At 58.7% G+C, this 12,438-nt stretch carries 12 protein-coding genes and 1 riboswitch; of the genes, 8 read left to right on the top strand and 4 right to left on the bottom strand.

Translation table 11 applies throughout. The annotated features are described in order from the left end of the window. Window positions 1-20: 20 nt before the first annotated feature. Window positions 21-121: riboswitch (SAM riboswitch) on the bottom strand. 81 nt (window positions 122-202) lie between these two features. After that, window positions 203-763, top strand: coding sequence for an SDR family NAD(P)-dependent oxidoreductase (locus HIJ39_RS01930; protein WP_169096140.1), 561 nt, complete (start codon window positions 203-205; stop codon window positions 761-763). A gap of 59 nt (window positions 764-822) precedes the next feature. Next, complete coding sequence (locus HIJ39_RS01925) at window positions 823-2,082, top strand: NAD(P)/FAD-dependent oxidoreductase (RefSeq protein ID WP_169096138.1); 1,260 nt, start codon at window positions 823-825, stop codon at window positions 2,080-2,082. Here HIJ39_RS01925 and speE read toward each other — a convergent pair. Further along, a complete protein-coding gene (speE, locus tag HIJ39_RS01920; RefSeq protein ID WP_169096135.1) occupies window positions 2,063-2,935 on the bottom strand; it encodes a polyamine aminopropyltransferase in 873 nt (290 codons plus the stop codon). The genes HIJ39_RS01925 and speE overlap by 20 nt on opposite strands. 108 nt (window positions 2,936-3,043) lie before the next feature. On the opposite strand from speE, the gene HIJ39_RS01915 reads away from it, so the two are divergent. Both HIJ39_RS01915 and HIJ39_RS01910 read left to right on the top strand, forming a co-directional pair. Further along, window positions 3,044-3,439, top strand: coding sequence for a PaaI family thioesterase (locus tag HIJ39_RS01915; protein WP_169096133.1), 396 nt, complete (start codon window positions 3,044-3,046; stop codon window positions 3,437-3,439). An 84-nt stretch (window positions 3,440-3,523) separates the two neighbouring features. Next, the gene (locus tag HIJ39_RS01910) at window positions 3,524-5,365 is read left to right on the top strand and encodes a DUF4012 domain-containing protein (RefSeq protein ID WP_243239276.1); all 1,842 of its coding nucleotides are present in this window, start codon (window positions 3,524-3,526) and stop codon (window positions 5,363-5,365) included. A gap of 54 nt (window positions 5,366-5,419) precedes the next feature. Here the strand turns inward: HIJ39_RS01910 and HIJ39_RS01905 are convergent, their stop codons facing one another. Next, the gene (locus HIJ39_RS01905; RefSeq protein WP_169096129.1) at window positions 5,420-5,692 is read right to left on the bottom strand and encodes a hypothetical protein; all 273 of its coding nucleotides are present in this window, start codon (window positions 5,690-5,692) and stop codon (window positions 5,420-5,422) included. Window positions 5,693-5,776: 84 nt separating this feature from the next. Here HIJ39_RS01905 and HIJ39_RS01900 point away from each other — a divergent pair, with 84 nt between their 5' ends. Continuing rightward, window positions 5,777-6,697, top strand: a complete 921-nt coding sequence (locus HIJ39_RS01900; RefSeq protein WP_169096126.1) for a branched-chain amino acid transaminase — start codon at window positions 5,777-5,779, stop codon at window positions 6,695-6,697. 133 nt (window positions 6,698-6,830) lie between these two features. Here HIJ39_RS01900 and HIJ39_RS01895 read toward each other — a convergent pair whose 3' ends face one another. Further along, the gene (locus tag HIJ39_RS01895; protein ID WP_169096124.1) at window positions 6,831-8,630 is read right to left on the bottom strand and encodes a glycoside hydrolase family 15 protein; all 1,800 of its coding nucleotides are present in this window, start codon (window positions 8,628-8,630) and stop codon (window positions 6,831-6,833) included. Between the two features lie 119 nt (window positions 8,631-8,749). Next, complete coding sequence (locus HIJ39_RS01890; RefSeq protein WP_169096122.1) at window positions 8,750-9,148, bottom strand: hypothetical protein; 399 nt, start codon at window positions 9,146-9,148, stop codon at window positions 8,750-8,752. A gap of 422 nt (window positions 9,149-9,570) precedes the next feature. Between HIJ39_RS01890 and HIJ39_RS01885 the strand changes: the two genes are divergently transcribed. The 3 genes from HIJ39_RS01885 to HIJ39_RS01875 are packed head-to-tail and all read left to right on the top strand — an operon-like array spanning window position 9,571 to window position 12,429. After that, window positions 9,571-10,362, top strand: coding sequence for an SDR family oxidoreductase (locus HIJ39_RS01885; RefSeq protein WP_169096120.1), 792 nt, complete (start codon window positions 9,571-9,573; stop codon window positions 10,360-10,362). A 20-nt stretch (window positions 10,363-10,382) separates the two neighbouring features. After that, window positions 10,383-11,459 (top strand): pyruvate dehydrogenase (acetyl-transferring) E1 component subunit alpha, encoded by a 1,077-nt coding sequence (pdhA, locus tag HIJ39_RS01880; RefSeq protein WP_169096118.1) that lies wholly within the window; start codon window positions 10,383-10,385, stop codon window positions 11,457-11,459. Further along, window positions 11,452-12,429 (top strand): transketolase C-terminal domain-containing protein, encoded by a 978-nt coding sequence (locus HIJ39_RS01875; RefSeq protein WP_169096116.1) that lies wholly within the window; start codon window positions 11,452-11,454, stop codon window positions 12,427-12,429. The genes pdhA and HIJ39_RS01875 overlap by 8 nt, the downstream gene beginning before the upstream one ends. Window positions 12,430-12,438 lie beyond the last annotated feature (9 nt).

Here is a 12,438-nt window from a genome sequence, read left to right as displayed (position 1 = left end):
AAATCTTGGTGTGCTCCGGCCTCTCATTTCTCAGCGAAAGCTGCAGGATTTGGCACCGCCGTGCATTGCACCGGTTGCCGTGGCATCATCGGGCCAGTCCCTCCGCCACTCTCCATAAGAGGTGATGTCATTACACCATACCTACGCGTAGGACGCAACAAAAACTTTGCTTATGCTAGGATTGGAAAAAAGGGGGAGCGGAATGACCAATGTGTTGGTGCTGGGTGGCACTGGAATGCTGCGGGGACTCGTCTTGCGGCTTCTCGAGGAACCGAACGAGGTGTTTGTTTTAGCGCGACGTCCGGAAGGGTTGCGCGCATTGAGCGAAGAGGCGCAGGCGGCCGCCGAGCGCTTGACCCCCATGGCTCTCGATTATCATGATCTGGACCGCCTGGGCCATTGGGTTGCCCACGTGCAGCTCATGCATGGACCCATTGATCAGGTCGTGGCCTGGGTGGCCGGCGATAGAAACCAGGTGCTGTCGGTGGTGGACACCGAGATCTATCGCTATCGCCACAGTCCCTGGGATTTGTTTGACATTCACGGAAGCCGTGCGGCCATGGAGCCACGCCCGGTTCCGCAGCTTCACGACAACTGCCGGTACCATCGCGTCATTTTAGGATTTCGGGTGGAGGCCGAAGGCAGCCGTTGGCTTTCGCACCAGGAAATCGTGGACGGCGTGTGGCGGGCCATGGCTCACCCGGAAAAGGAGACCATCGTCGGGCAAGTGCTGCCCGTCGACCTTCGTCCCCCATCTGACTAGAGCATTTGGCCGCGTGAGAGACTAGTGGCGTGCAGAGCAGTCCAGAAAGGGATGGGACGTTGCAATCCTTTTGGCAGGCGAGTAGTCGGGTTGCCCCGCCCGACTGTCCGCCGCTTGACGGTTCTCAATCGGTGGACGTGGCAGTTGTGGGCGGGGGATTTACGGGATTAGCATCAGCCTATTTTCTGAGCCGAAATGGGGCAGCGGTAGCTGTCCTGGAAGCTGAAGAGCCCGGTTTCGGGGCCAGCGGACGCAATGGAGGGCAGGTGCTGTCAGGCTGGCCGGTGGAAATGATCGCTATAAAGGAAAAACTGGGTCGGGATGTAGCCCGGGCGTTATGGGACATTTCTGAGGCGGCGCTGGCTCGGGTGCGCGAGGTGGTGGAGAAGGAAACCATCGATTGCCGGTTGGAGACGCCCGGCCATTTGGAAGCTGCCGATAGCCCCGCCAAACTGGCATTCTTGCAGTCGGAAGGGGAATTGCTGTCCACGTGGACGCCAGGACGCCTCGAGTGCTGGGATGCGTCGCGGGTCCAGGCAGCACTGGGAACGAATGTCTATGTTGGCGGCCTATATGATCCGGAATCGATGGCCTTTCATCCCTTAGACTATGTGCGCGGACTAGCCCGCGCCGCCCAGGTCCAAGGAGTCCGAATCTACGGACACACAGCGGTGGCCCGCATTCAGCGACGATCCGACGGTTGGGAGCTGCAGACCAGCGGTGGAGGGACGATCACCTGCCAGGAGCTGGTGTTGGCCACCAATGCCTATCCGCCGGCCGATGCCCATTGGCTGAAAGGGCGGATACTGCCGGTGACCAGCACGCAGTTGGCCGTCCAAGTTCCGCCGGATGTGTCCTTGCCGCGGGATTTGCCCACGGTCTCCGATACCAAGCGCGACCTCAACTACTATCGGCGGTTCGGCGACATGTTTCTCTTCGGCGGGCGCGCCAGCCAGGCCGATCTTGCCAGCGGCCGGTTCACGCGGTTGCATGAGGCGATGCTCCGGATGTTTCCACAACTTGAAGGCGCGACGGTCATGCAGCAATGGTCGGGACGCATCGCCCTCTCGGCCGACTTTATTCCGCACGCCGGAAAGAGTCCCGAGGGGTATTGGACCGCTGGAGGCTATACGGGACACGGGGCGGCGCTTTCCACTGAACTGGGATACCTGTTGGCGGGAGCCATTGCCGGCCATCCCGATCCGGCCTGGTTGACGCTGATCGACATTCCCTGGCGCCGTTTTCCGCTATCACCGCTGCTTGGGCGGGTATTGCCCACCCTGTTTCGGGTGATGGATCTTACACATTCGCGCCGCTAGCCGAACTGAGCCGCGCGGACGGCGGTATTAAGCGCTCAATCATGGGCGGGAGCGCAAAGGCCGCTCGGTGAATCTCGGGGGTATACCATTCTCCCTGGGGCATGGAGGCCGTCCGAGAGGGACGTGCCAAATCATGGACCTTGGAGCCGGATGTAAAGGTGAAAAATCCGCCCGGGTAGGTGGGGACTGAGCACCAATACACCCGGCACAGCGGGAAGATTTCGGCCACGCTGTGACTGGCCTCCTTCAGCACTTCAGGGTTATATATGGGGGTTCCCGTTTGTTGAACATAAAGGCCATCGGGCGCTAGAGCCGAAAAGACGCGTTGATGAAAGGCCGGGGTATAGAGTACAGCGCCGGGACCGGTGCCTTCGGGATCGGTGCTATCCACCAGGATCACGTCATACGCGGGGATGTCGGGCCGCTTGAGATATTCCATGCCATCGGCGGTGATGAGGGACAGGCGCGGGTCGTCAAACGCCGCCACATGGCGATGCAGATACGTGCGGGACACCTCGACCACCAAGGGGTCAATCTCGACTAAATGGACCTCCTTGACATCGGGCGACCGCAACACATCACGCGCCAATCCCCCATCTCCGCCGCCAATAATGAGGACTCGCTCCGGGTGGGGGTGGGTCGCCAGCGGTACCCAGGCCAACATCTCGTGATAGATGAACTCGTCCCCCGTGGTGGTTTGCATGATGCCGTCCAACACCAAGGAGGGACCAAACGCTTCGGTGTCCAATACTTCAATGGTTTGATAGGGAGATTGTCCGGAATAAAGCATCTTTTGGATTTTCCATTCAAGCCGGTGGCCATCAGAGGCTTGTTCTGAGAACCATAGTGCCATGGTGTCGGTCTCCTTTGACGAGATATTTGCACACCCTATGGGGCCGGCGCGCACAGTTCCCGCGAGGGATTGACTATTAGTATAGCATGGGAAAAAGGAGGAACCGGAATGGCTCATCGCTTTCATGAAGAGAACCCCTACTGGCAGTGGATGGGATTTCAGGCGGACGAGGTGGCAGCTTCAAAGGGTATGGCTCGGGTGCGGGTTGCCATCAGACCCGAGTTTTATCAGCACCAGGGGTTTGTCCATGGTGGAGTCCTGAGTGCCCTGATTGATTCTGCCGGCGCCTGGGCGTTTATCCTGACCCATGGGGAAGGGCTCCGCACCATTAATCTGGCCGTCCAGTACTTGAGCCCAGTTGGCCCAGGAGCGGGGGAACTGGTCGCCGACGGCAAGCTCGTGCGGGTAGGCCGGCGCATTGTCATTGTGGCAGTCGATGTCATCGCGACCGACGAGACTCCGGTCGCCACCGGTCAGGTAATCTACAGCCGGGCCCGCAAGTAAACCTTGTAGCCTCGGGGACATTCGGTAGAATAATTCTATTGGATGAAAAAATGTTTGACGAGTTTAGCAGGGGAGCTGAATGGATTGGCGCATTCTCCGCGCTCGAGACAGCCTCGACGGCGGCGTTGGGTCTGGCGCAGTGTATTCGGGCTGGTGCTCGCGCTAGTTGTGGCCTTCGTGGTCGCCCCGGGATTGGTGTTGGCGCATCAGGTCCTGGGACTGAAGAAGACCGTAAGCCGTTTGGAGGCGGGCAATCGCGCCCACAACTTCGGCGCCGTGGCGCAGCAGATTAATACCCTCGAGTCTGAGATAGCCCACCTTCGCAGGACATTGGGATGGGTATCCTATTTGCGCTGGGTGCCGGGCGGTGTGGGTCAAAAGTATCGGGATGGCCAGGACGCCGTGGCGGCGCTTAATGAGGGAATGAAAGGGGTGCATGTGCTCCTGCCGGCCCTCGCTCGCATCGCTCCCTTGGCCGGCTATCATGTAGGCCATACGCATGTGAGGAGCGGACAGCAAAAGATTCAAGCCTTTGTATCCCAGCTTGCAGTTCTGGTTCCGGACCTGACCCGCGCCTATCCGGACTTTAAGGCCGCCAACTATGATTTGGCGTTGGCCCACCCGCAAGACTTTTCCGGATACTTGGCGCCGGTTGGAAAGAAGCTGTTGACGGCACAGTCGCTCATCAATACGGTCGTCAAGAACATGCCCTTGGTGGACCATTCGGCCGTGGCGCTTCAGTCCATCTTAGGCTATCCCCACGCCAAGCGGTATCTGCTCATCTTTCAAAACAGCGGCGAATTGCGGGCGACTGGCGGGTTTATGACCGCCTATGGCTACGTCACCGTGGATCGCGGCAAGCTGGCTTCGATTAAAGCGCAAAATATGTATCTGTTGGATGCCGAAGTGACCTACCATCCACCAGCCTCGACTGTCATCGCGACCTACTTGCCCGTCTACTACTGGCATTTGCGCGATGCCAACACCTCGCCCAACGTACCTACCACGGTGCAATACATCAAGCGCTTTTATGCCTCTATTCCCGGGGCTCCGCCTGTCGATGGCATCATCTTTATTGACACCTGGTTTGTCGACAAATTGATCGGGGATGTTGGCGGCATTACCGTGCCGACTCCCAAGGGCCCGGTTCAGCTTAACGCCCAGAATGCCAATATGAAGATGGAGTATATGGCCGAGGGGCAGGGACTTCCGGACAGCGTGCGCAAAAAGTTCATTGGCACGATGATGAAGACGCTGTTTCATGACGTATTTCACTCACATGGGCTGGAATTGGCGCGGGTGCTCAAAACCGTCAATCAGAGCCTGAATCAAAAGTTCATCTTGCTCAACTTTAACAACCCGGCAGCGCAAAAGATGGTCGAAGAGTACAACTGGGGCGGCGTGATGGACAAAAACGTGTCCGGTGACTATCTCTCCGTTGTGGACGAGAACCTCTTGGGCCATAAGGACAACTATGTGATGAGCTACCACATCACCACCCAAGTTCGCCGCGTCCATGGCCGGTATCAGGAAACCAGTCGGATCACCTATCGCGACCCGGCGGTGGATAATGGGTGGTTGTTTGTCCCGTATCACTCTTGGGTGCGCTTCTATGTGCCGTTAGGATCCACGCTCATTTCCATCACCGGTGTCGATGGGATTCCGCCCGAAACCTACAATAATACGGTGGTGAATAAGACGGTGTTTGGAGGACATGTCGATCTGCCTGCCCGCAATGCCAAGACCGATCCGGTGGCGACCCACACCGTCACGGTCCGGTATTGGCTGCCACCGGGGGTGAACCCAGCCCGACTGACGGTGCAGCTGCAGCCGGGCGTCAACCATCAGACGCTGACTGTCGAGGAAGGGGCCGTCACCAGGACCGTGGCTTTTACCCACGATATGATTTTTCACTTTCCTTCCTGACAGCTCGGGCAGGAATTCTGAGACAAGCGGCAGAATGCTTTCATATCCGCTGTCTCAGGGAAGCTCCTCTTTCGAGGCATGGGTGAAGGACGTGTTTTTCAATTGCTGCATGGCTTGGGTTGGACGAACGTCTTGGTGTTTCTGATACACGATGTTCACCAGACTTTTGAGTTCGGACTCATTGAGTAGGGACACGTAGTTCCAAGGGCCGAGGGTGAGACGGACCGTTTCTTGCTGGTTAGAGTTGGACTGGCTGTCGTCTTCGATCTCAGTTTCCACCGAAAGAGACGGATACTGGCCAGTAATGTGGAAATCACGGATCTTCACCGAATCGCCTCCTCGAGGATAGTCTTCATCGGATAGACGGTTCTATGCGTAAAAATACAGCAGACGAGAAGGAGCGCTTTTGATATGAGTGAGACGATGGCCTTTTTCAACAATCGGCTGATGCCGCTCAAAGATGCCAATGTAAACATCGCGACCCATGCCTTCAATTACGGCACGGGGGTGTTTGAGGGACTTCGGGCGTACTGGAACGCGGAGCAGGAAGACTTGTTCATTGTGCAGGCCGCGCCTCATTTTGCACGGCTTTTGCGCTCGGCGCGGCTCTTACATATTGACGTGCCCTATACCGTCGAGGAACTGGTGTCGCGGACGGTCGAGCTTCTACGCGCCAATCAGTTTCGGCAGGATGTTTATATTCGTCCCTTGGCGTATAAGGCGGATGCTGCCATTAAAGTGGGGCTTTCGGGCATTCAAAGCGCCTTCGCGATGTTTGCGCTGCCGATGGGCGACTATGTGCCGATGCAGGGGATTAAGGCGCAAGTGTCGAGCTGGCGGCGTATTGCCGACAATATGATTCCCTCGCGTGCCAAAGTCACCGGCGCTTATGTCAACGCGGCACTGTCCAGCGATCAGGCCAAGAGCGACGGCTACGACGAGGCCATATTGCTGGGTGACGATGGACAGGTTTCAGAGGCCAGTTCCGCCAATCTGTTTATGGTTCGCCAAGGGACTCTGATCACCACGCCGGTCACGGCCGACATTTTGGAGGGCATCACCCGTCAAGTGGTGTTCGATCTCGCGAAGCATCAAGGCATTCCGACAGAAATCCGACCTGTTGACCGGACCGAACTCTATCAGGCGGATGAACTGTTCTTGTGCGGTACCGGCGTGCAGTTGGCGGGAATTGTCGAGGTGGACCGCCGACCTATTGCGGATGGCAAACCTGGACCGATTACCAGTGCCCTGCAGACGCGCTATTTCCGTTTGGTCCGCGGTCAAGACGATGAGTTTCGCCGGTACGTGACTCCGGTCTATGGCTCCAACTAGCGCCTCCAGGGCGCAAAATCCCCGTCCAAGTGGGCGGGGATTTTTGTTGGGGATGTTCCTCAAGGCCCGTCGTGATGCGGGGATTCCTCACGCGAGGCGATCCCGTCCACAGCGCCGGAAGGCTTCGCGCCCGTTATTGCGGCTCCAATTGCTGGGGACGCTTGAGATGTTCGGGAAAGGAGAGCCATGGTTCGCCGTCCAACATGCGCTGACGCTCGGCCAGGGTAATCACCAAACCGGTGTGGGAAAAGAGCTGCGGGAAATTGCCGCGCACTTCGCCGGTGGTCAGGTCGACATGCTCGCCATAAAGTCCCAATGGCGTGGCTAACTGAACATGCTGCTGAATCACGTGGTCTGCCTCCTCGAGGCGGCCTTGTCGCAAGAGAATTCGAGCGTACCAAAATCCCGCGAGCAGGAAAGGATGGCGGGCTTGGCCGAGATCGTCCTCGCGATATCGGTAGACTAAACCGTCGACCACCAGATTTCGGGAAATGTCGTCCAAGGTGGTGGTGAAAAGGGGATCGTCAGCGGCAATGAAATCGTAGAGCGGCAGGGTTAAGAGGGCCGCATCGGAGGATGCGGATCCCGGGCGCGGCTCAAAGCGCCCTGCCCGTTCACCGTCGGCCAACATGGCCTCGCGAATGCGGACGGCGGTGCGGCGCCACCTTTCGGCCCGATCGAGGAAACCGAGCGATTCTGCCAGATATTGCGCCGCTTTTAATCCCACCCAGTTCATGAGACGCGAATGGGTGTGATGCCCGCGGATGGTGCGGTATTCCCAGAGCGAGGCATCCTGTTGCGACCAAGTATGCCGCATCCACTCCGCCAGCGCCTCGACCGCCCACCAATAGTGGGTAATCCATCCGCCCGCGCCGTCGCTCTGGGCCAAATGATACACCAGCCATAACAGACTGCCGGCAAGGTCTAACTGCAACTGGTGAATGGCACCGTTGCCGGCCCGTGCCGGCCGTGATTCCGCATGCCCGGAGAGCCACAGCAAGTCCCGCTCGCCGTCCGGCAGGGTTCCGTCCACGCCCGGAAAGGGCGCAGGAAACACCCGTTCGGTGGGAGAGACAGCGTTAAGCAGAAATTCAGCGATGCGCCGCGCGCTGGTCCGATCGCCGGCCATTAAGAGAGCCTCGGCCGCATAGGCACTGTCGCGTACCCAAGCATAACGATAGTCCCACTGGCGCGTATCGCCAGGCGTTTCCGGCAGGGAAGTGGTAGCGGCCGCAATCGGGGCGCCGCTGGGACGGTAAATCAGAGCCCGAATCACCTCGAGGCTGCGCATGAACAGGTCGTGGTGGGGGCCGTGATATGGCCGGCGCGCCGCGAGCCAGTATCCGCGCGTGAGGGACCATTGCCGTTCTGGGTCACTGGGAATGGGGCGGTTCAACCAGCGAAGGTCCGCGGGCTGCTCGGTGCTGATGCGGAGCACGATCGTGGCGTCACCTGGGCCGATAATCCATTGGTCAATGCGCTCGGTAGTCCGCAAAGGGCCCTGAATCAACAACTGGGCGATTTCTGGACCATGAGGATTTTGATATCGCATGCCGCCCGTGGTGACTGTATAGGCCGGACGGACGGCACCATAGCCAAAGGATGGGCGGCAGGTAAGACGAAGCGGCACGTCGGACTTGCAGCTGAGCCACAGCGCGGTGCGCCCAATGCTCATCCAGGTCCGCACCTCGGCTGGTCCTTGCTCGGTTTCGAAGCGTGTTTCCAGGCAAAGGCCATCCGGCAAATAGCGCTGCTGGACGTTTTGGAAGCTGTCCGGCTCTAAGCTGAGATAGCCTCCCGAATGTCGATCTAATAGCCGGCCAAAAACGGTTGGCCCATCAAAACGCGGCACGGGCAACCAATCAATCGCTCCTGTGGGGGAGGCCAGCAAGGCAGTCATCCCGTTGCCTAAAAGTGCGTAAAAAGGTTTCATTGCAAAATCGCCTCTAGAGGTAGTAAATGCATCGTGGTCAAGGTTAGACCCACACAGGGCTGTTGTCAAAACGAGTATACGGGTGTATTGTGCCAGATTTTTTAGCGGCGATGCAGATTTTAGGGGAGATCGGGCTCCTTGCCCGGCCACGCAACGGTTACGACCCAGCGAAGATGTGGACTGCTTTTGAGATCGCCAGGGCGGGGACTCCGGGGGCTAGAACCGTCGAGCACAACAAATCCAGGGCGAGGTGGAATGCCAACGGCGCGATGGGAGAGTTGATGAAGGCGTCGCGACAATTCCTGACGGTGGCTTTGGGCGACCGTTTGACGGATGTCGGCTAAGTCGCGGGCGACACTGTCCGCCAAAGCCATGTCATCGGGTCCGCGAAAGAGTCTTACGGCGCCGAGCTCGGGTGTGCCCGCCTCCTCGGGTGCCCAGGTCGCCAACGCCATTTGAACGGCATTTAGCGCCGCGTCTTCCGATGGCGCCGAAACCACCCAAGACTGTTCCCACATTTTAATGGCGACCTCCCCGTGACAATGAGACAAAAAACTAGCCCCGACCGACGTCAGGGCTAGCGTTTAGCGGGCTTCCAAGGGAGAAAATTCCGTCCGATTCCAAACAGCCTTGCTGCTGGACTCCCAACAGTCCGGGCACAAGCGTGCTTGCCCTGTTTCCAGTACGTCTCGAGATGTTAACGGTTCCTCACAGATTTGGCAAGTGCCAACGGATTCATAGGCGAGAGCGTGACGCATCAGTATCACCTCGTTTTCGGAATTCTTCTATTTGACTTCAGTATAGCAGGACACTTTGAGAATGTGAACACTATCACAAGCAATTTAACATAAAAATTTTCACTGATGCCGTCCCTTGCCATTCTTAAGCAATTTCGGTAGGGTGATCCATGGGATTGTTTGCACTTTGGGGGGAAGTCGGAATGTTGTTGGAGGGAAAAAAGGCCCTTGTAACGGGGAGCTCTCGCGGAATCGGCCAAGCCGCCGTCATGGCGTTTGCGCGTGAAGGGGCCGATGTGGTAGTCCATTATCGGCGACAACGGGACCAAGCTGAGGCCACGGCCGAGGCGGTTCGCCGTTTGGGCCGCCAGGCGCTGGTGATCCAAGCCGAACTGGAGGAGCCTGAAGAGGTTGGTCGTCTATTTGACACCATCGGGGAGAGCTGGGGTGGATTGGACATTTTCATGGCCAATGCGGCCGCCTCGGCTTTCAAACCGCTATTGGAGCTGAAACCGCATCATTTGGAGCGCACTTATCGGCTCTTGGTCGACAATTTTATTCTCTCGGTTCAGCGAGCAGTGCCTCTGATGGAGGGGCGTTCCGGTCGCATCATCACCGTGAGTGGGCACGGGGTGCAGTTTACCCTGCCGCGGTACGGAAACATCGCATCTGCCAAGGCCGCCGTTGAGAGCCTTACGCGGTATTTGGCGAGTGAACTGGGCCCGCGTCAAATTACTGTCAACGCCATTGCCCCCGGGGTGGTGGGGACGGAATCCGAACGGTTTTATATGGGCGATAAGCTCCAACAATTTGATCAAGCTTGCATTCGAGCCACACCGCTCGGCCGGGTGGGAACGCCGGAGGAGATTGCGGATGTGGCTGTTTTCTTGGCGAGTGACTTAAGCCGATTTGTCACGGGACAGATTCTGTCGGTGGATGGTGGATTGACCCTGACGTCCGGCCCTTTTCAGGAGATTTTTGGCCAGGGTCACTAGTCAAATAGAGGAGGGCGTCGATGGACCCGGAAAAAGAATTTCCCATTCAACGGGTGATTGATGAAGACGGAAACCTGGTGGGCGACCGCTCTGGCGTCACGGATGAGGAACTCCTGCGTTTCTATCGATCTCTGGTGACGCTGAGAGCTCTGGACCAACGGGCCTGGAATCTCCAGCGCCAGGGGCGGATCGGCACCTATCCCCCCTACAGCGGGCAGGAGGCCACCCAAGTCGGGGTGGTCGCGGCGCTGGGGCCAGAGGATTGGATTTGCGGCAGCTATCGGGATTGGGCGGCGCTTGTCTATCGCGGCGTGCCCATGTCCTTTCCTTTGTTGAACAGCATGGGCCACCCGATTTCGGGGCGCATGCCTGAAGCCGTTCCGGCGCTTCCGGTACAAGTGGTGATTGCCGCCCAAACGCTGCACGCGGTAGGACTGGCCTGGGCGGAAAAGCTTCAGGGGCAAAATCGGTTGGCGGTGACGTTCTTCGGCGATGGCGCGACCTCACAGGGCGACTTTCATGAGGCGTTGAATCTGGCCTCGGTAGTTCAGGCGCCGGTGCTGTTCGTTTCCCAAAACAATCGCTGGGCGATTAGCGTGCCGGTCAGCCGACAGATGCATAGCCCTACCATTGCTCAGCGGGCGATTGCCTACAACATCGAAGGGGTGCGGGTCGACGGCAATGACATTATTGCCGTGTATCAGACTGCGCGCCAGCTTGCCGCCCGCATCCGGGCGGGTGGCGGTCCCGCGTTGGTCGAAGCGGTCACTTATCGCCTGGGCGCCCATACCACCGCCGATGATCCGACCCGCTATCGCGCGACGGAAGAGGAAGAGCGTCTGAGTTACGGTGAGCCGGTGGCGCGTCTCGCGCGATTTTTGGAGCGCCAGAAGCTGATTGACGACGATGCCAAGCACCAGATTGAGGAGGAGGCCAAAGCCGAAGTGGAGAAGGCTGTGCAGGAGGCCGAATCCTATCCCAAGGCTCCGCCGGAGACGGTGTTTGACCATGTTTATGGTGAACTTACGCCGGCGTTGTCTGCCCAGCGCCAGGCATTCATGCGGCGCTTGGCTGAAGGAGGTGGGGCTCGTGGCTAAGCTCACCATGATTCAAGCCATCAATCAAGCCTTGGGGCTCGCTATGGAACGGGATTCCCGGGTCATGGTGCTGGGCGAGGACGTGGGAAAAAACGGCGGTGTGTTTCGCGCCACGGACGGCCTCTTCGAGAAGTTCGGGGCGGAGCGGGTGGTCGATACGCCGCTGGCCGAGTCCGCCATCGTGGGAAGCTCGGTGGGGCTAGCTATTGGAGGGATGCGTCCGGTGGCGGAAATCCAGTTTTTTGGGTTCATCTACGAAACCATGGATCAAATTGGGACGCAAGCCTCCCGGATTCGATTCCGCTCCCAGGGCCGATATCATGTGCCGTTGGTCATTCGCGCGCCGTATGGCGGCGGAGTGCGCACACCAGAGATTCATTCTGACAGCATTGAGGCCTTCTTCGTGCATACGCCGGGCATCAAGGTGGTGACGCCCAGCACCCCGTATGACGCCAAGGGGCTGTTGCTGGCCGCGATTGATAATCCCGATCCGGTGCTGTTCATCGAGCCCATGCGCCTGTACCGGGCCTTCCGCCAGGAGATCCCGGAAGATTGGTACGCGGTGCCGTTGGGTGAAGCACGCGTAGCTCGCGAAGGCACCGATGTTACCGTGGTCGCCTGGGGACCGATGGTGCCGGTTGCTGAGGCCGCGGCGGAGCGGGCGCAGCAAGAGGGCGTGTCGGTTGAGGTGCTGGATTTGCGAACGCTAAGCCCCATGGATACGGCGGCGATTATTGCTAGCGTGCAAAAGACGGGTCGTGCCGTCGTAGTCCACGAGGCGGTGCGCACGGGCGGGGTTGGGGCCGAAGTCGCCAGCGTGATCCAGGAAGGCGCCTTTCTTTCTTTAGAAGCCCCGATTCAGCGGGTTACCGGGTATGACACACCTTTTCCGGTTCCATCGGTCGAGGACTTGTGGCTTCCTGACGCGGACCGGGTGCTAGAGGCGATTCGTACCACCATCCACTATTAGGAGGGCGAC

Origin of the sequence: Sulfobacillus harzensis, from assembly GCF_012933365.1 — a bacterium.
GTDB classification, from domain to species: Bacteria; Bacillota; Sulfobacillia; order Sulfobacillales; family Sulfobacillaceae; genus Sulfobacillus_B; species Sulfobacillus_B harzensis.
Note: the sequence above shows the minus strand (reverse complement) of the source record. Positions and strands in the feature narration are given on the sequence as shown.

Bases quoted from the DNA above. Each gene is read 5' to 3' on its own strand.
- HIJ39_RS01900 (WP_169096126.1), top strand. From the start codon at position 5,777: ATGAGTGAGACGATGGCCTTTTTCAACAATCGGCTGATGCCGCTCAAA.
- speE (WP_169096135.1), bottom strand. From the start codon at position 2,935: ATGGCACTATGGTTCTCAGAACAAGCCTCTGATGGCCACCGGCTTGAA.
- HIJ39_RS01930 (WP_169096140.1), top strand. From the start codon at position 203: ATGACCAATGTGTTGGTGCTGGGTGGCACTGGAATGCTGCGGGGACTC.
- HIJ39_RS01915 (WP_169096133.1), top strand. From the start codon at position 3,044: ATGGCTCATCGCTTTCATGAAGAGAACCCCTACTGGCAGTGGATGGGA.
- HIJ39_RS01885 (WP_169096120.1), top strand. From the start codon at position 9,571: ATGTTGTTGGAGGGAAAAAAGGCCCTTGTAACGGGGAGCTCTCGCGGA.
- HIJ39_RS01890 (WP_169096122.1), bottom strand. From the start codon at position 9,148: ATGTGGGAACAGTCTTGGGTGGTTTCGGCGCCATCGGAAGACGCGGCG.
- HIJ39_RS01895 (WP_169096124.1), bottom strand. From the start codon at position 8,630: ATGAAACCTTTTTACGCACTTTTAGGCAACGGGATGACTGCCTTGCTG.
- pdhA (WP_169096118.1), top strand. From the start codon at position 10,383: ATGGACCCGGAAAAAGAATTTCCCATTCAACGGGTGATTGATGAAGAC.